The sequence below is a fragment of the Massilia luteola genome (assembly GCF_034420155.1).
In the GTDB taxonomy this organism is placed as follows: domain Bacteria; phylum Pseudomonadota; class Gammaproteobacteria; order Burkholderiales; family Burkholderiaceae_D; genus Telluria; species Telluria luteola.
In genome coordinates, this window is sequence record NZ_JAXOFN010000040.1 from 43,130 (window position 1) to 61,811 (window position 18,682).

Below are 18,682 nucleotides of genomic sequence, written 5' to 3' on the forward strand. Positions count from 1 at the left end.
AAGCCGCGACATCCGCCGCGAACGCAGCGCACACAACCCGGATTCGCGCCTGCGCGGGAACGACGATATGTGCCGTTGCCGTTACCTGACGATGCAATCCACGCCACCCTTCTGCGCCACCTCGCTGCGCGACGCAAGCGGCCCGCTGGCGGCGCCGTTGAACACCGGCGGCGGTTCGAACTTCAGGCCCGGATTCGGCGGGATGACGACGGGCGGCACGGTGAAGCTGGGCGTGTAGCCGAACTGGCCGGCCGGGAAGTTCTGCACGCCGCCGGCGTTGGTCACGACGATCATCCCTTCCAGCACCGCCACGTGCAGGCCGGGTGCCAGGTTCGGCACCAGGCCGGGCGCCCCGTTGGGGACGGGCGTGGCCGCGCCGGGCGCCGGCGGCACCGGTACGGATGCATCGACCCATTGCGCGATGAACGTCGTGCCGCGGATGCCGATGGTGGCGGCCGGCGTCTTGAGCGAGAATTTTTCCTTGTTGCGCTTGCCCAGCAGGCCGGTGATCGAGCGCAGGCCGCCTTTCAACAGGCTGAACGCGGCGCTGTCGGCTTCCGGCTTGTCGGCCGCGTAGGCGAAGTTATCGATCTTGAAGGTGGTGCCGGGGCGCAGCGTGATCTCGCCGTTGTCGATGAAGCGGATCTGCGCGTACGTATTCTTTTCCGACACGAGCGTGTCGCCGCTCTCGACCTCCGACTTGGCGGCCAGCACCTTGACGGTGCCGTCGGCCTTGCGGTCCAGCAGCGGGCCGCTCAGGTGCGCCACGACGCCCACGACCTGGCCCGCCCACGCCGCGCCGCCGGCCAGCAGCAGCGCGGCACCCAGCACGGCCCGGGCCAATGCCTCAATTGCAGTACATTTTGGTCGCAGGTTTTTCATTCTTCACTCCAGATAGTTCCGCTTGCGCCGGGCCGGACGCGCGTTCGCCCGGCTTGGCGGCCGAGGCAGCGCGGTCGTCCTTGGCGTCGCCGCCGCCGGCGGCGACGAGCACCGCGACCGCGGGGATGGTCGTATTGATGACCTGGACGGCCGTCTGCACCGCCTGGGCCACCGGCGTGCCCTGCGCGTTCTGGCCGGCGCCGCCGCTGCCGCTGAACGTCACGCAGCTGGCGTCGCCCGGATGGGTGCTGCAGAACGATGCCGTCGGCAGCACCGCCTCGCAGCCCGCCGTGGCCGGCGCCGCCGCGCACGTCGCGAGCGCCGGCAGGCGTACGTCGCAGCCCTGCAGGCTCGGACTGCCGATGCATTGCGCCAGCGTCGGCAGCACGGCGTCGCAGCCGGGCAGCTTGCTGTTGCCCTGGCATTGCGTCAGCGTGGGCAAGATGCCAGCACACCCCGGATCATGCGGGTTCGCGAGGCACGCCTGGAAACCCAGCGCCAGCACCTGCGTGCAGCCCTCGAGCGACGGCGTCAGCTTGCACACGTCCAGCTTGGGCAGGATGTCGCCGCAGCCGGCGCCGGCCGGATTGGCCAGGCAGGCGTCGAAGCGGGCGCGCGCCAGCACGGGCGCGCAGCCATAGGCGCTGCCGTCCGCGCGGCACTGGTCCAGCGACGGCAAGGTCGCCGCGCAGCCCGGCGCCGCCGGATTGGCGATGCAGGCCGTGATGGCGTCGTGCGCCGTGATGACGACCGAGCAGCCATACGTCGACGGGTCGGTCTTGCAGACGTCGTAGACGGGCAGCGTCGTCGCGCAGCCCGGCGCTTTCGGGTCGAGGATACAGGCCGCGACGGCGTCGTGCGCCTTGATGACGACCGAGCAGCCATACGTCGACGGATCGGTCTTGCAGACATCGTAGACGGGCAAGGTCGCCGCGCAGCCCGGCGCGCTCGGGTCGAGCATGCAGGCCGTGATGGCGTCGTGTTCCTTGACGACGGGGGCGCAGCCGGCCGTGGTCGGATGCGCCGCGCACGTGTCGTACGTCGGCAGCACGGCGCCGCAGCGCGGGCCGGACGGATCGGCCACGCAGGCCTGCAGCGCGGCCGCCAGCACGGGGCCGCAGCCGGCCGCGGCGCGGTTGGCGAGGCAGGCGTCCAGGGTCGGGGCCGGCGGTGGCGGCGGCGGGGTCGCGGTGTCGGTGGTCGTGATGTCCACGTGCTTGCCGGTCACGGTGCCGGTCGCGATCTGGGTGGAGCCGGCCGTGATGCTGACGTTGCCGCTGACCGACATCACGTTGGCGTTCGCGTCGATGGTGAGGACGCCGCCGTTGTCGGCCAGCAGGCGCACGTTGCCGCTCGTCGTCGCCACGCGGCCCAGGATGGTCAGCGGGCTGTGCGTCGTGAGGCCGATGTCGCCGCCGTTGGTGCGCACTTCGCCCGCGCCGTTGGCCACATCGAAGGCCGGCACGGTCATGCCGCCCACGCTGTCGACCGCGATCGCGCCGTCGTTGCCGTCGCCGTCCTGCACGGCCCGCGTGAGCTCGAGCTTTCCGATGTTGGCGATGTTGATGGGCAGGGTGCCCGCCCCCTTGTTGGTCGCCGTCAGCGCGGCGGTGCGGGTGTTGAGCGGATTCGCCGCGGTGCCGATGCCGGCGCTGGAGGTCAGCACCAGCTTGGCCGCCTGTACGACGCCGCCGCCCGCGATGCCCGCCGCGTCGAGCATGGCGCTGGCGCCGGACACGCCGGCGTCGAGCGCCAGCGCGCCGCCGCTGGTGATTTGCACGTCAGTGCCCGCGGCGCCGATGCCGGCGAGTCCGTCGACGGTACCGATGTGCAGGCCGCCCGCGGTATTCACCTGGAACACATCGCCGGTGCCGGTGCCGGCCAGCGTGCCGATCGCATTCGCGCCCGTCAGCACGACCGCGCCGCCGCGCAGCGCCACGGCGCCCGCGCTGACGGTACCGCCCTTCTCGTAGATGCCGGCGTTCGACGTCAGGGCCAACGTGCCGGCGACGCTCAGCGGCGCGTTGATCGACAGGTAGCCGGCGCCGGCGTCGAGCGTGAGTTTCGCGGGCATGCCGCCGTCCGTGAGCGTCGTGGCGCCGACGACGCCGATGCCGCCCGCGCTGCCGGCGAGGCCGCCGATCGTGAGTTCGTTCGCCCTCACGTTGGCGAGCGCCGCCTGGCCGAGCACGAAGCCGTTGGCCGGGCCTTCGCCGCCGATCAACATGGGCATGTCCACGCTGTTGGGTTGCAGTGTGACGCTGGCGGCGGCCACGGGCGCGCCGATGGCCAGCCGGTCGGCCTGCAGGAGCACCGACTTCGACGCCGTCACGGCGCCCGCGACGTCGACCAGGCCGCCGGGCGCGTACTGGCTGGCGATGAAGCGGCTGGCGGCGTTCGCCGACAGGTCGACGGGCGCGCCGATGTGGATGTCGCCGGCGTTTTCCAGCACGACGTTCGTCGCCGCGCTCAGGGCACCGGCCACCGTCACGGTGCCCGTGTGCGCGCTGTTGCCCACGTTGAGCTCATACAGGTTGGCGCTCAGGCGCTGCAGGGCCGCGGCGTCCAGCACCAGCGCATCCGTGGTGCCCGTGCCCGTGCCCGTGCCGATGCTGATGGCGCGGCCCGGATCGGCCGACGTCAAGGTCAGGACCGGCAACTGGCCGTTGCCGGCGATCGTGCCGGCAAGCGTGACCTGGTTGGCGCTGACGTCGATGTAGTTGCCGGTCTTGAGGCTGCCGTTGGCGCCCAGCGTGAACGCGTTCCCGGCGCGGAAATCGAGGTCGCCGCCGGCGCTCACCGGCGCGTTGACCGTGATGTCGTTGTTGGCCTGCGCGTGCACGCTGCCGGCCGTGTCCAGGGCGTCGGTGACGGTGAGGTCGTGCTGCGCCTGCAGGACGACGTCGGTGCCGGCCGCCGTCAGCGTGGCGGGCGCCACGCGCGTGACGCCGGTCGCGGCGCCGGCGGATGCGGCCTTGACGTCGTCCGCCCCGGCCGTGCCGCCCGCCACCACCTCGATGTCGTACGGGTCCAGCAGCCACGTGCCATTGTTACCCTTCGCGCCGGACGCATTCACCGCGATGCCGTCGACGTCCAGCACATGGCCCGACGTTTCGACCGCGCCGCCGGCCGCGCTGCCCCGTGCGGAGACGGTGCCGTGTGCGCGCGTCGCGCCGTCGGACCACAGCACGACCTTGCCGCCGTTGCCGGCACTGCCGTCGGCGCGGATGACGGCACCCGCCGCGACGCTGGTCCGCTGCGCGCGCATGACGTTGCCGCCGCCCTGCCAGTCGCCGCCGACGAGCACCGTGCCGCCGTTGCGGCCGCCGGCGTCGACGGTAGCACCGGACGCGATATCGACCTGTTCGCCCAGCACCTGGACGGTCCCGCCGTCCACGCCCGCGCTGCCGCCGGCGCGCGTGACGCTGCCCGCCTCCAGCGCGACGGCGCGGCTGGCCTTCAGCACGACGCGGCCGTTCGCACCCATCACGGCGCTGTCCGCGTTGACGACGCCGCGCTGGTTGACGAGCGCGCCGTAGATGCCGATGCGGCCGCCCCGGGCGATCACCTGGCCCAGGTTGACGGCTTGTCCGCCGGGTGCGGAGAGCTCGACGCGCAGGTCCGGATCGGACGAATCCACCAGTTGCACGCTGTGGCCGGCCGCGAGGATCACGTCGCCGTCGGGCGCGCTGACGATGCCGGTGTTCTCGACGTCCGGCGCGATCAGGAACACCTGGCCGCCGGAAGGCGTCGCGATGGTGCCCTCGTTGCGCACGGCGCCCGTCGCCGCTCCGGCCTGGAAGCGCTTGCGCCCGGCCAGGAAGTCGGCGTCGCTGAGATTCAGGGTGGATGCCACGAGGCCGTTCACGTCCACGCGCGCGCCCTGGCCGAACAGGATGCCGTTCGGGTTGATCAGGAAGACCTTGCCGTTGGATTGCAGCGCGCCGAGGATCTTCGTCGGGTCCTGGCCCAGCACGCGGTTCAGCACCGCGCTGTCGGCGTTCTGCTGGATGAAGCGCGTGACCTCGCCGGCCTGGACATTGAAACTCTGCCAGTTGATGATGGTGCCGGGCGTGTTCGTGATCGAGAACACGTTGCCCTGCTGGTTGAAGCTGGCCTGGCCCGCCGCCACTTGCGGCAGCGTGGGCGCGGCGGAGGCGCCCCCGCAGTAGGCCGCCGCCAGCAGCAGCGCGCCGAACCGTCGTTTGAACGATGAAGTCATAAGGAAGTCCTCAATACGCCAGCGCCACGCGGACGTGGAGCTTGTTCCTGCTGGTCGCGGCCACCTGGCCGACGTGCATGCCGTGGCCATAGTCGAGCTGCACGCTGGCCGCGTTCCCCGCCGCGAAGCGCAGGCCGAGGCCCGCGCTGGAAATCGCGGCGCGCCGCAGTTCGCCCGCCAGCGCGTGGTTGCGCTCGCCCCAGGCCGTGTCGTAGAAGCCCAGTACGCGGCATTGCCAGCCCGCGCCGGCGCACAGGTCCGGCGTGTACAGTTCGACGTTGGAGACGATGCCCGTGTCCGTGGCGAGGTCGCGTTCGCCGAAGCCGCGCACGGTCGTCGCGCCGCCGGCGCCGAACTGCTCGCCCGGCACGAGCGCGTCACGCGTCCACTGGCCGTTCAGCAGCACGCGCGTCTGCCAGTCGCCCTGGATGACGTTGGTGAACGCGGCCGCGAAGCGCACCATGCGGTAGCCGGCCTTCGCGCCGCTGCGCACGGCCGCGAAGTCGGCGGCGCTGCCGCGCGAACCGCCCGCCACGTTCTGCAGCAGCGCCACGGAAAAATCGGTCTGGCCGGCCGGCGCCGCGTGGCTGCCGGCATAGGCGATGCTCAGGGGGCGCACGGTGACGTCGTTGCCGAAGTCCTGGGTGCCGAATACGACGTTGTTCCGGTAGGCCTTGACGTCGATGCCGTACACGATGCGGCTTTCCAGCTCGCCGCGCTTGGCCAGCACGTGGTTGTAGCGGGCGCCGTAGATCGCGCCCTTGCCGCTCACCGCGAGGTCGAACAGGCCGGCGTTGACGGCGCCCGAGTCGACGTTCGAATAGCTCGCGTACAGGTCGACGGAATCGCCCAGCGCGTACAGCGGCACGTGGTAGCCGGCGGCCCACACGGCCACGCGGTCCGGGCGCTCGGCCGTCGTCGTGTACTGCAGGGTGCCCACGTGGTCGCGGCCCCACAGGTTCGCATGCTGCAGCAGCACGCCCGCATGGGTCTTGCCGGTGGACTCGGTGCCCGTGTTGTCGGCGTTGAGCACGACCTTCCACGGCCGCTCGTCCGCGACGTCGACCCTGGCGTCGACGGCATCCTCGCCGCCCGCACCGGCGTCGGCGTCAGCGAGGGTCAGCTTGACCTTCTTGGCCGGGTTCTCGTTGATGAGCCGGAGATTCCGCGACACGTCGGTGAGATTGGGCGTCGCGCCCGGCACCAGGGTGGGCAGGCTGGCGCGCACGTTCGCTTCCGAAAACCAGCGGTTGCCCGTCACCTCGACCTGGCGCACCTTGGTCTGGATGACGTTCAGGCGCACGATGCCGCCGTTCAGTTCCTGTTCCGGCAGCTGGACGGTGACGATGTTGTAGCCGTGCGTGTGGTACACCGCCTCGAGCGCTTCCAGCGCGCGCTGGACGTCGCCGAAATCGCGTCCCCGGCCCGTGTACGGCGCCACCGCGGCCTGCACGTCGGCGGCCGGCAGCAGCGTGTTGCCGCTCACCTCGAAGCGGCTGATCTCGAACCGGATCGCATCGTCCGCCCAGGCCGCGCCGACGGCGGCGGCCAGCAGCGAGCCCGCGACCAGGCGTGCCAAGCGTAGTTTCATGTTCTGGATGACCATATCGTTGTTATTCTGGCCCATGCATCCCCGGGCCTGCGCGCGAATGAAGGGAACCCCGATGGCGCTCCCCGGATTCTTGGGAGTGTAATCAGGTTTCCCTTGCTTGAGAGAAAATTTGTTAAGGATTCGGGATCTTCCCCTCGGGATGGCGGGTATCGCGGATGCGGCGTTGTGTCGCCGATACACCGTCACTTCGTATCGAAGGTCGTCACCCCATCCCACCCGGCGCCCGGCGGCGCCGCGCGCCAGCGCGCGACCCGCTCCAGGTACAGGGCATACAGGGCCCGCCCGGGATGCGCCGCATGCAGCGCCGCGATGGCCGGTTCGGCCGCATCCCAGTCCTGCGCACGCACGCGGGCCAGCGCCGCGTCCCAGGCGGCCAGTTCATCCAGCACGGCGGGGGCGACGTCGGCCGGCTTGCCGAGCGGTTCGAAGATCGCCACCGGCTCGTTCTTGCCCTTCACGCGCACGAGGTCCAGTTCGCGGTAGACGAATTCCGGCGCGGCCAGGCGCGTCGCCGCGCCCACGGCGATGCCGACGCCGTAGACCTTCGTGATGCCTTCCAGGCGCGAGCCGAGATTCACGGCATCGCCCATCACCGTGTAGGCGCGGCGGATCGCGGACCCCATGTCGCCCACGTGCATCAGGCCGGAATTGATGCCGATGCCGATCGTGAGCCGCGGCCAGCCGCGCCGCTGGAACGCGTCGTTCAGGCGCGCCGCGCTGGCCTGCATCAGCAGCGAGGTGGCGACGGCGCGGCTGGCGTGGTCGGCGAAGGCGACGGGCGCGCCCCAGAACGCCATCACGGCATCGCCGATGTATTTGTCGAGCGTGCCCTGGTGGCTGGCGCGGATGTCCTCGGACATCGCCGTCAGGTAGAGGTTGATGTATTCGCGCAGCGCCTTGGGCGACAGGCCTTCCGAGATCGTCGTGAAGCCGCGCACGTCGACGAACATCACGGACAGCTCGCGGCTCTCGCCTTCCATCGTATAGGCTTCCGGGTTCTCGGCCATCTGCGCGACGAGTTCCGGCGCCACGTATTCGCCGAAGCGCGAGACGAGGGCGCGGCCCTTGCGGAACTCGAACAGATAACCCCATGCCACGTTCGCGACGAACAGCAGCGCGACGAGCAGCAGGCAGATGAACATGTCCGTCGTCCAGTCCATCTCGCGGTACAGGAACCAGTTGAAGCCGACGACGCCCGCGAAGACGGCGCCGGACGCCAGCACGGCCGGCAGCGGCGCCAGCGCCGGCAGCAGCAGCGCGAGCAGCGTGCCGGCCACGAGCACCTGGAGGAATTCGATCGCCGTGGCGTAGTCGGGATACGATTTGAAGCGGCCGTCGAGAATGGACTTGATCACGTTGGCATGCACTTCCACGCCGGGATAGACGCTGCTCACCGGCGTCGAGCGCAGGTCCTGCAGGCCGGGCGCCGTCGTGCCGACGAGGACGATGGCGCCCTTGAGGACGTCCGCGGGCACCTTGCCGTTCAACACGTCGACCGCGGACACGTAGCGGAACGTCCCGCCGCCCGGGCCGCCCGGGCCGCGGAATTGCACGACCGTCGTCAGGCCGTCGCCGACCAGGATCCTCTTGGTCCCGTGCGGCAGCGTGAGGTCGATGGCATCGGCGCCGGCCGCGCCGTCGGCGCCGCCGGGCGCCTCGCTGCCGAAGTCCGGGACGATCGCCGTCGCCCCGAGGTACACGGCGGCCGTGGCCAGGCCGAGCGACGGGTAATAGCCGTCACCGATGCGCTGCAGCAGCGGCACCGTGCGCACGACGCCGTCCACGTCCGGAATGACGGTGAAACTGCCGCCGCCCCGCGCCGCCGCCTGCAGGCGCGCGATGTTCGCTTCGTAGCCGGACCGCACGTAGGCGTCGAGCTGGCGTCCGCCGAGATCCGCGACGGTGAACGCGGGCTTCGGCAGCACACCCTTGGCCAGCTCCGACGACACGTTATAGCCCAGCACCACGGGCCGTCCCGCCAGCGCCTTCGCGAAGCGGCCGTCGTAGTCGAGTTCGGGCTCGAGCGCGGCCAGCTTCGCCGCCATGCCCGGCACGTCCTTCAGTTCGTGCCGCGCGAGGCGCGCCAGCACGGCGTAGCCGGAGCTCGTGTCGGGTTCGGGAAACGACACGTCGAAGCCGATGGCGGCCGTGGCGTAGTGCCCGGCCAGCTGGTCGACCAGCTTCGCCATCACGTCGCGGCTCCACGGGAAGCGCCCGACGGCGGCGAGGCTCTTCGGATCGATGTCGACGATGACGATGCGCGGATCGGGCGCCGGTCCTTCCAGACGCATGCGCTGGTCCGCGATGATGGTGTCCTGGCGCTCGATGGCGTGGCTGTGCCAGGTGCCGTTCGTGTACAGCACCGCCGCGAGCGTGAGGACGAAGCCGAGCGCCCAGCGGGCGCCGTATCTGCCGAATGCCTTGCGCAACCGTGCCATGGCTTACGGCCGGTAACCCGGTATCGCCGCCTCGTCGACCGCGTCGAGCTGCGACGGGTCGAGGTTCTGGCGGCCGAACCTGAGGTAGACCTTCTCGCGCACGAAGATGTCGAACAGGTCGGGGTCGATGTGGCCGTTGAGGGCGAACCTGCCGAGGATGTGCAGCGACTCGGACAGCGTCTTGCCTTTCTTGTACGGGCGGTCGCGCGCCGTCAGGGCCTCGAAGATGTCGGCGATGGCCATCACGCGCGCCTGCACCGACATCTGCTCGCGTACGAGGCCGCGCGGATAGCCCTTGCCGTCCATGCGCTCGTGGTGGCCGCCGGCGTATTCCGGCACGTTCTTGAGGTGCTTGGGCCACGGCAGCGATTCGAGCATGCGGATCGTGACGACGATGTGGTTGTTGATGATCTTGCGCTCGTCGTCGTTCAGCGTCCCGAAGCGCACGGTCAGGTTGCGTACCTCGTCCTCGTCGAGGAAGTCGCGCTCGATACCGTCCGGCCCCGTAAAGCGGTACGCGGCGATGCGGCGCACGCGCGCCTGGTCGTCCGGCGACATGCCTTCGCTGCCGACGTTGGCGCTGCGCAGGAAATCGCGGTCCGCGCGCAGGCGCGCCTGCTCGGCGTGCATGGCGGCGGCGATCGCCGCGCGGTCCGCGTCCGCATCGCCGCTCACCGCGCATTGCGCCCGCAGCGCGCGGATCTCGGCGTCGCGCAGCAGCACCTCGAAGCGCGTGTCGATCATGTGGATGCGGTCGAAGATCGTTTCCAGCTTCGTCGCCTTGTCGACGACGTGCACCGGCGTCGTGATCTTGCCGCAGTCGTGCAGCAGGCCGGCCAGCCGCAGTTCGCGGCGGTCGGCGTCGCTCATGCGGAACGACGCCATCGGGCCGATGTCCGTCTCGTGCACGGCCTCGGCCAGCATCATCGTCAGCTCCGGCACGAACTGGCAGTGGCGGCCCGTGTACGGCGATTTTTCGTCGATGCCGATGTTGATCAGGTTGACGAGGGACTCCAGCAGTTGTTCCATCTGTACGACGAGTTGCTGGTTCGTGAGCGCCACCGCCGCCTGCGCCGCCAGCGCCTCGATGAAGCGCTGGTCGGTGTCGGAAAACGAACGGATCTCGCCCGTCTCCCGGTCGATCGCGTTGATCAGCTGGAGCACGCCGACCAGTTCGCCCTCGTGGCCCGTCATCGGCACCGTCAGGATGGATTTCGAGCGGTAGCCGAACGCCTGGTCGAACGAACGCATGCCGGAGAAGCTGATCACGTCGGCCCGGTACACGTCGGCGATGTTCACGGACTGGTGGAAGTTGGCCGCATAGGCCGCCACCGACGCGAGGTTCTTGTTGCCGTCCTGATCATACAAGGGGATCGGCGTCAGGTCGATGGACTTGCCGCTGGCCCCGCCCTGGTACAGCGCCAGCGAATCGTTCAGCGAGATGTGGAAGCACAGGCAGCGCTCGTCCGCGCTGGGCCGGTACAGCGTGCCGCCATCGGCGTTCGTCATGCTCTTCGCGACCTTGAGGATGCGGTCGAGGAAGGTGTCGATGTCATGGCCGTCGCCGAGGGCGACGCTGACCTCCGTGAGCAGGTCGAGCCGCTCTACGATATTGGTCGGGGTGAGGTCTTGCATGCTCGTGTCTGTCTCGCTGAAATCCGACGTGCAATGATCGCCATAAAAATTGCCGTACCGAAATTAACACACAGTGTAACTTTGTTAGTCACCTCTGTACACACATCGGTGCGAAATTGCAAATTTCAGATAATCGCTTACGGAATCCCGCTATCATCTGCCATAGATTGCAACGGCGCTGGCCCGCCGCGATGAAAAACACAAGCAGGCGACGAGACTGCACAGCAAGGGACTTCTATGAAATTCAGATTCTGGGGCGTGCGCGGTTCGATCCCGTCCCCCGGGCCGCGTACCGTGCGCTACGGCGGCAACACGACCTGCATCGAAGTGCGCGGCGACGACGGCACGCTGGTCGTGCTCGACGCCGGCACGGGGATCTACGCGCTCGCCCAGGACCTGATGCGCCGGCGCGCGGAAGATGGCGCCCCCGTGCACGCCAACATCTTCATCACGCACAGCCACTGGGACCACATCCACGGCCTGCCCTTCTTCACGCCGCTGTTCGTGAAGGGCACGCGCGTGTGCCTGCACGGCGCCCACGACCACGTCACGGGCCGCGGCATCGAACACGTGATGGGCGTGCAGCTGCAGAACAGCTACTTCCCCGTCAGCGAAGAACGCATGGACGCCGTCATCGACTACCGGACGCTGGCCGTCGGCGTGCCGCACGCGGTGGGCGACATGGTCGTGCACAACGTCGTGATGCACCACCCCGTCACCAACCTCGGCTACCGCGTCGAATGCAACGGCCGCGCCGTGTTCTTCACGGGCGACCATGAACCCTTCTTCAACCCGCACGCCCCCGGCAGCGCGGACTACGACGCGGCGCAATGCGACATCGAACGGCGCGAGCGGGAGATCGAGCACGCGATGGAGGGCATCGACGCGCTCATCGCCGACTGCTCGTACACGGTCGAGGAATACCCGGCCAAGCAGGGCTGGGGCCATGGCACGTTCGACGCCGCCATCGCGCTGGCGCTCCGGGTCGGCGCGCGCAGCCTGTACTGCACCCACCACGAGCCGACCCGCTCCGACGACGAGCTGGAAGCCGTGTTCGGGCAGGCGCTGGCGCGCTGGGCGGGCCGCCTGGACGGCCTTGCCGTGACACTGGCCTACGAAGGCCTGGAAGTGGAACTCTGATGAGCGCGGATTTCGTGGAACAGCGCAAGGGCGACCGGCGCGCGCCCGGCGACACCGAGCGCCGCCTCGATTTCCAGCGCCGCCTGCAGGCCATCTCCACGCGCATCCACGCCACCGCCAACCTGGACCAGATCATGCTCGACCTGGGCCTGGATTTCTGCGACCTGTTCGACAGCGACCGCTTCACGCTGTACGCCGTCACGCCGGAGCAGGACGCCCTCATCGCCAAGGTCAAGACCGGGCTGTCGTCGTTCCGCGACCTGAAGCTGCCGATCGGGCCGGGGTCCGTCGCCGGCTTCGTCGCCCGCACGCGCCAGACCGTCAACATCGCCGACGTCTACGACGAGGCCGAGCTGCGGCGCCTGTCGCCCAACCTGCGGTTCCAGCGCGGCGTCGACCAGAAAACCGGCTACCGCACGCGCGAGATGCTGGTCGCGCCCCTCATCGCGCAGTCCTCCGACCCTGGCGGCACGCTGCTGGGCGTCATCCAGTTCATCAACCATCGTAGCGGCGGCCCGTTCCCGCAACTGTGCCTGGACGGCGTGAAGCAGTTGTGCGAGACGCTGGCCGTCGCGCTCAGCCAACGCCTGCGCGCAGCGCTGCCGCGCGGCCGCTACGATGGCCTGGTCACGCGCTCGCTCCTGAGCGCGCAGGAACTGGAAGAAGCCACGCGCCTCGCGCGCGAGCGCGACGCCGACATCGAGGACGTCCTGCTGGCCGACTTCCATCTCAAGCCCGCCCACCTCGGCCAGGCGCTGTCCGATTATGCCGGCGTGCCCTACGAAGCGTTCCACGCCGACCGCGTGAAGCCCGTCGAACTGCTGCGCAACCTGAAGCAGCAGTACGCGCTCGAACACGGCTGGCTGCCGCTGGAGGACGGCCCCGACGGCCTGGTGCTGATGGCGCTCGACCCGGAACGCGTCGCCGCCAGCCACATCGCCGCCCAGGTGTTCGGCCGCGCGCGCATCGCCTGGCGCGTGACGACCCGCCACGACCTGCGCCTGACCATCGCCCAGTTCTTCGGCGGCCCCGTCGCCGACGACACCAGCGTGGGCGAACTGCTGTCGCACCTGGACGAGGACGTCGACGCGGACGAGGATGCGGACGGCGGCGGGTCCGACGTCTCGGCCGCCGTCGAGAACGAACTGGTCAAGCTGCTCAACCGGATCATCGTCGACGCCTACCGCCAGGGCGCGTCGGACATCCACATCGAACCGCAGCCGGGGCGCGGCAAGACGGGCGTCCGGTTCCGCAAGGACGGCGTGCTGGTGCCATACATCGAGATCCCGGCCAGCTACCGCAACGCCCTCATCGCGCGTGTAAAAATCATGTGCGACCTCGACATCTCCGAGCGGCGCAAGCCGCAGGACGGCAAGATCCGCTTTCGCAAATATGGCCCGCTCGACATCGAGCTGCGCGTGGCGACGATTCCGTCCAGCGGCGGCGTCGAGGACATCGTGATGCGCATCCTGCAGGCCGGCGAACCGATCCCGCTCGACAAGCTGGGCGTCCTGCCGCACAACCTGGCGCGCCTGAAAGCCGCCGTCGGCAAACCCTACGGCCTGTTCTTCGTGTGCGGACCGACCGGCTCCGGCAAGACCACGACCCTGCACTCGATCCTGGCGTACCTGAACACGCCGGAGACGAAGATCTGGACGGCCGAGGACCCGGTCGAGATCACCCAGAAGGGCCTGCGCCAGGTGCAGGTCAACCGCAAGGCCGGCCTCGACTTCGCGACCGTCATGCGCGCATTCCTGCGCGCCGACCCGGACGTGATCATGGTCGGCGAGATGCGCGACCGCGAGACCGTCAGCACCGGCATCGAAGCGTCGCTCACGGGCCACCTCGTGTTCTCCACGCTGCACACGAACAGCGCGCCGGAATCGGTCGTGCGCCTGCTCGACATGGGCATGGACCCGTTCAATTTTGCCGACGCCCTGCTCGGCATCCTGGCGCAGCGCCTGGCGCGCCGCCTGTGCGCCACGTGCCGCCAGGCCTACCACCCCGACGACGCCGAGGTGGACGCGCTGCTCGACGAGTATTGCGAGGAATTGCGCGGCCAGGCTGCCTACCAGGCGGATGCGCGGGCCGCGCGCACGGCCGTGCTGGCCGGCTGGCGCGCGCGCCACGGCGACGCCGACGGCCGCTTCACGTTGTACCGGGCCGTCGGCTGCGCCGAGTGCACCAAGGGCTACCGCGGGCGCGTCGGCCTGCACGAACTGATGCTGGGCAGCGACCGCATCAAGCGCCTGCTGACCGAGCACGCGCGCGTCGCCGAGCTGCTCGCGGCCGCGCTGGAGGACGGGATGCTGACCCTGAAGATGGACGGCATCGAGAAGATCCTGGACGGCGTCACCGACATCAAGATGGTGCGCGCCGTCTGCATCAAATGACGCGACAACCCTTCACACGCTGAGGAGAGAATCGTATGCGCCGTTTCAATTCGTCCGCCCTGGCGGCGGCCGTCGTCGCCGTCCTGCTGTCCGGTTGCGCTGCCCAGGAAGCCGGGCAACCGGGCGACAAATACCTCGATGCGAGCTATACGCCCACCGGCACGCTCATCCCGCGCAAGGCGCCGAGCCGTACCGACAACGTCATGATCATCGACAAGCGGGCGCTCGAGAACGACCGCACGAATATGAACGGCACCAACAACTGGGCGGCACCCAAGAACTGACGCACGTCCGTGCCGTCGACTGACCGTAGGGTGGGCGGCCTTCCGCCCACGCGGACGCTGGCGTCATGCGAACGTGCCCACCCTACGATTTTCTCACCCTTGCATCAGTCGTTCGCGTTCTGCACGAACACGGCCGCCGTGCGCGCGGGGATCGCGAACGTGCCGCTGCCCGCGTCGAAGCGGGACGCCTTCACGACGTCGTCGCTGCCGTTGCGCTGGATGCGATGCAGCTGCAGCTTGCGGCCCTTGAGTTCCGGGATCGCGATCGACTTCGCCACCTTGTCGACGTTGAACACGACGACGACGGCCTTGTACTTGGCGCCCGGATAAGGCGCGCCCGGTTGCGTGCCGGCGATGCTCATCGCGACGATGCCCGGCACCTGGTCCGGCCCGACGTTGTAGAACTTCAGGCGGTCGATCACGTCCTGCGCCGTGCGCAGGCGGAACAGGGTGGTATCCGAACGGATCGCGAGGAAGTCTTCGAACGCATTCTTCGCGGCGAGGATCGCGCGCGTGTCCGGCTTGATCAGCGGATTGGCGAGGATCGGCGACATCAGCGGCCAGTTGTCCTGGTTCGACCCCGCCATCGGCAGGCCGACGCCGAAGTTGTTGGACGCGTAGCTGTAATCGAGCTTGTTGAACCAGTCGCCCGCGTTGTAGCTGTCGCGGTCGAGCGATTTCGAGCGCAGGATTTCCTGGCCGGCGTGGAAGAACGGGATGCCCTGCGCCAGCACGTTGATCGCCGCGCCGAGGGTCTGCACGCGCACGCGGTCGGACAGCGGCGTCGATTGCGGCAGCTTGTACGCGTCGATGTCGAACAGGGTTTGATTGTCGTGCGCCTCGACGTAGTTGATCGTCTCGGCCGGATTCGCCGCGAAGCCGGCCGGCTGGCCGAAGTAGTCGATCTGGGCGTTCGTGCGCACGCTGCCGAAGCGGTCCGTGAAGCGGTAGTCGCGCAGCGTGCCGGACAGCGCGACGCGCGCGAGGTCGGCGAGGCGCAGCGCGTCGTCGCGGGTCTGCGTCGACAACGCGTTCGGGTCCGTGTAGACGCCGTTGATGAAGCCCTGCTGGCTGATCATGGCTTGGCCGCTGTCGCAGCAGCCGCCGCCGCGCACGGTATCGCGCATGCGGTCGTTGAACGAGCCGATGCCGGTGCCCGCCATGTTCGCCTGGCGCGCCTGCACGAAGCGCGCGTCGTTGGCGACGCTGCCGAAGTTCCACGCTTCGCCGTACAGGTAGATGTCGCGGCCCGCGGCCTGGTCGACGCTGGCCTGCAGGCGTTTCAGCAGGTCGAGCGGCGTGAAGCCCATGATGTCGAAGCGGAAGCTGTCGACCTTGTACTGGCGCGCCCACAGCGACACGGAATCGATCATCAGCTTGCCCATCATGGCGTTTTCCTGCGCGGTGTCGGCGCAGCAGCTGTCGTTCAGGATGTGGCCGTCGTTGCCGAGGCGGTAGTAATACGTCGGCACGATGCGGTCGAGGACCGACAGCGGGCCTTGCTGCGACTGGCTCGTGTGGTTGTAGACGACGTCCATCGTCACGCGCAGGCCGGTGTCGTGCAGCGCCTGCACCATCGCGCGGAACTCGCGCACGCGCACGGCGCCGTCGTCGGCATCGGTCGCATAACTGCCTTCCGGCGCGTCGTAGTGGACCGGGTCGTAGCCCCAGTTGAAGCAATCGGTGTCCGCCACGGCCGCCACGGCGGCCTGCTGCGCCGTCGAATCCGCGCCCGCGTTCGGGATGGCCGGCGTCACGCAGCCCTTCTCGTCGACGCTGGCGAAGTCGAAGCTGGGCAGCAGGTGCACGTGCGTCATGCCCGCCTTCTGCAGCGATTTCAGGTGGCGCATGCCGTCCGAGTTCGTGTCCGTGAAGGCCAGGTATTTGCCGCGGTGGGCGGCTGGCACGGTGGCGTCGGACGCGGAGAAGTCGCGGATGTGCAGCTCATACAGCGCGATGTCGGTCGGCGCGTCGAGCTTCGGAATGCGCTGGTCGTCCCAGCCGGCCGGTTTCAGCAGCGGGCTGTCGAGGTTCGCGACGAAGCTGCGCGCGCTGTTGGCCGAGAGGCTCAGCGAATACGGATCGGTCACGGTATTCGTCACGATCTTGTTGTCGGCCCAGCGCGACAGCACCTGCACGGTGTACGTGTAGTAGGCGCGGTTCGCCAGTTGCGGATCGGCGGACGCGTAGCTCCACACGCCGCTGGCCGCGTCGCGCGTCATCGGGACCGTCGCCGGCGTCGCCGCGTTGGCGCCCGCGTACAGGTTCAGCGCGACGGATTTCGCCGTCGGCGCCCACACGCGGAAGGTCGCCAGGCCGCGCCGGTCGAACGACACGCCCAATTGCGCCTGCGCCGCCTTCGCCGCATACAGGTCGTCCAGCAGGCCGGCCGTCTGCAGCGACGTCACCTGCACGAGGTTGCCGCCGCCGTCGTACTGGGCGAGCGCGAACTGGCCGCTGACCAGCGCCGCGACCTTGGCCGCGTCGGCATCGGCCAGGCGCAGGCCGGTGGCGCCGGCGAGGTGCGGGTACTTCTGGCGCAGGGCGTCCGGCAGCGCGGCCGCGGTCACGTCGAAGACGCCGTCCGCGCCCGTGAGCCCGATGGTGCCGCCGGCGCTGGGCGCCAGGCCGCCGTTCGCGGCGTAGAACAGTTTATAGGTGCCGCTCGCGGGGGCGCCCGGCCAGGCCAGCGTGGTCGCCGACAGCCAGTGCGCATTGGCCAGCGCCAGGTTCCCGTAGCTGAGCGCGGGCTGGCTCGTGTACACGGTGCAGTCGCCCTCCAGCATCCAGATTTCCTGGCCGTTCGTCGCGACGTCGGCATTCAGGTCGGCGTGCTGGTCGGCGCCGCAATTCTTGGTGCCGTTGCCGTCGGTGACGAGATACCAGATCGCGCTCTTGCCGGCCGCCAGCGGAATGTCGACGTAGCCGCCGAAGCCGTCGCTGTTCGTCATCATGAAGCGGTCGGTGATCCAGGCCGAGCTGGGATGCAGAGGACCGTCCCAGGAATACACGCCCCACTGGGCCGCATCGTTCTGGACGCGGTGGAAGTGCATGCGGATGCTGCCCGGCGCGACGGGCGTGGCGGCGGCGGCGCGGGCCGCCAGGAGCCGGGTGCCGGATTGGGTGGCCTGCCGGGTCGTATCGCCGGCGCCGCAGCCGGCCAGCAGCAGGCTGGCGGTGACGGCCACGGCGAGCCCGAGCCGTGAAGTCAAACTACTTCCGAATAACATAATGTCCCCTCTTCATTCTTATTCTGACCGACGGGCGTGGCCCGGACGGCAACGCCGGCCGACGATCGCGTGTAATAATACTACTAAGACGAAAGATGCATATTAAAAATGAAAGGGAAAGACAGAACGTCGTTTGTCCGCAACGAAAAGCTGGAAGGCGTCAACGTTCCCAGCCATAGCGCGCCGATGTCAAATGACAACGACTAGCATGACATAAAGTTGCCCTCAGGATCTTATTTTGTAGATAATTACCCGTTCACAATCTAAGTTCAAAGGAAGACAATGGCTTACACCAGCGCTGACGATTACGCCGACAATGCTTCGACGACAGGTGCTCTCACGATCGGCGGACAGGCGCAGGGCAATATCGAGCTCCCCAACGACAAGGACTGGTTCAAGATTGCGCTGCAGGCCGGCACCACCTACGTCTTCGACCTGACCGGCGCCGACGGCGGCGGCGGGACGCTCGGCGCCGGCTTCGGCGAAGCCTACCTCAGCCTGTTCAACGGCAACGGGAGCATCATCGACTCCGCCATCAACAACGGTGTCGGCGACGATCCGCGGCTGTCGTTCACGCCGACGGCGAGCGGCGCCTATTACCTGCAAGCGTCCGACCTGAACGACGGCACCGGCACGTACACGCTCAAGGCTGCCGTGTCGACGATCAAGGATGACTTCAGCGACAACGCGGCGACGACCGGCAACCTCGCCATCGGCGCCCAGGTGCAGGGCAATATCGAGCTACCCAACGACAAGGACTGGTTCAAGGTCGCGCTGCAGGCCGGCACCACCTACGTCTTCGACCTGACCGGCGCCGACGGCGGCGGCGGGACGCTCGGCGCCGGC

General features: G+C 68.9%; 10 protein-coding genes. 4 read left to right on the forward strand and 6 right to left on the reverse strand.

Going from position 1 to position 18,682, the window contains the following annotated elements:
• Positions 1–81: 81 nt before the first annotated feature.
• From U9J41_RS26155 to U9J41_RS26175, 5 genes are all read right to left on the reverse strand, one after another.
• The gene (locus U9J41_RS26155) at positions 82–882 is read right to left on the reverse strand and encodes a FecR family protein (RefSeq protein ID WP_322405094.1); all 801 of its coding nucleotides are present in this window, start codon (positions 880–882) and stop codon (positions 82–84) included.
• Positions 848–5,104, reverse strand: a complete 4,257-nt coding sequence (locus tag U9J41_RS26160; protein ID WP_322405096.1) for a two-partner secretion domain-containing protein — start codon at positions 5,102–5,104, stop codon at positions 848–850. Before U9J41_RS26160 ends, U9J41_RS26155 begins: the two co-directional genes overlap by 35 nt.
• Positions 5,105–5,114: 10 nt before the next feature.
• Positions 5,115–6,695, reverse strand: a complete 1,581-nt coding sequence (locus tag U9J41_RS26165; RefSeq protein WP_322405097.1) for a ShlB/FhaC/HecB family hemolysin secretion/activation protein — start codon at positions 6,693–6,695, stop codon at positions 5,115–5,117.
• Positions 6,696–6,898: 203 nt separating this feature from the next.
• On the reverse strand, positions 6,899–9,154 hold the full coding sequence (locus tag U9J41_RS26170) for a CHASE2 domain-containing protein (RefSeq protein WP_322405099.1): 2,256 nt from the start codon (positions 9,152–9,154) through the stop codon (positions 6,899–6,901).
• 3 nt (positions 9,155–9,157) lie between these two features.
• Positions 9,158–10,789, reverse strand: coding sequence for an HD domain-containing phosphohydrolase (locus U9J41_RS26175; protein ID WP_322405101.1), 1,632 nt, complete (start codon positions 10,787–10,789; stop codon positions 9,158–9,160).
• Between the two features lie 237 nt (positions 10,790–11,026).
• Here U9J41_RS26175 and U9J41_RS26180 point away from each other — a divergent pair, with 237 nt between their 5' ends.
• The 3 genes from U9J41_RS26180 to U9J41_RS26190 are packed head-to-tail and all read left to right on the forward strand — an operon-like array spanning position 11,027 to position 14,606.
• The gene (locus U9J41_RS26180; RefSeq protein WP_322405103.1) at positions 11,027–11,929 is read left to right on the forward strand and encodes an MBL fold metallo-hydrolase; all 903 of its coding nucleotides are present in this window, start codon (positions 11,027–11,029) and stop codon (positions 11,927–11,929) included.
• Positions 11,929–14,322 (forward strand): GspE/PulE family protein, encoded by a 2,394-nt coding sequence (locus tag U9J41_RS26185; RefSeq protein ID WP_322405105.1) that lies wholly within the window; start codon positions 11,929–11,931, stop codon positions 14,320–14,322. Before U9J41_RS26180 ends, U9J41_RS26185 begins: the two co-directional genes overlap by 1 nt.
• 35 nt (positions 14,323–14,357) lie before the next feature.
• A complete protein-coding gene (locus U9J41_RS26190) occupies positions 14,358–14,606 on the forward strand; it encodes a hypothetical protein (RefSeq protein ID WP_322405106.1) in 249 nt (82 codons plus the stop codon).
• A 104-nt stretch (positions 14,607–14,710) separates the two neighbouring features.
• Here U9J41_RS26190 and pulA read toward each other — a convergent pair whose 3' ends face one another.
• Complete coding sequence (pulA, locus tag U9J41_RS26195; protein WP_322405107.1) at positions 14,711–17,818, reverse strand: pullulanase-type alpha-1,6-glucosidase; 3,108 nt, start codon at positions 17,816–17,818, stop codon at positions 14,711–14,713.
• Between the two features lie 300 nt (positions 17,819–18,118).
• Between pulA and U9J41_RS26200 the strand changes: the two genes are divergently transcribed.
• Positions 18,119–18,682 (forward strand): pre-peptidase C-terminal domain-containing protein (locus U9J41_RS26200; protein ID WP_322405109.1); only part of this gene is annotated, 564 nt, incomplete at its 3' end.

Coding starts and splice junctions, on each gene's coding strand:
- U9J41_RS26155 (WP_322405094.1), bottom strand. CDS start 882: ATGAAAAACCTGCGACCAAAATGTACTGCAATTGAGGCATTGGCCCGG.
- U9J41_RS26160 (WP_322405096.1), bottom strand. CDS start 5,104: ATGACTTCATCGTTCAAACGACGGTTCGGCGCGCTGCTGCTGGCGGCG.
- U9J41_RS26165 (WP_322405097.1), bottom strand. CDS start 6,695: ATGAAACTACGCTTGGCACGCCTGGTCGCGGGCTCGCTGCTGGCCGCC.
- U9J41_RS26170 (WP_322405099.1), bottom strand. CDS start 9,154: ATGGCACGGTTGCGCAAGGCATTCGGCAGATACGGCGCCCGCTGGGCG.
- U9J41_RS26175 (WP_322405101.1), bottom strand. CDS start 10,789: ATGCAAGACCTCACCCCGACCAATATCGTAGAGCGGCTCGACCTGCTC.
- U9J41_RS26180 (WP_322405103.1), top strand. CDS start 11,027: ATGAAATTCAGATTCTGGGGCGTGCGCGGTTCGATCCCGTCCCCCGGG.
- U9J41_RS26185 (WP_322405105.1), top strand. CDS start 11,929: ATGAGCGCGGATTTCGTGGAACAGCGCAAGGGCGACCGGCGCGCGCCC.
- U9J41_RS26190 (WP_322405106.1), top strand. CDS start 14,358: ATGCGCCGTTTCAATTCGTCCGCCCTGGCGGCGGCCGTCGTCGCCGTC.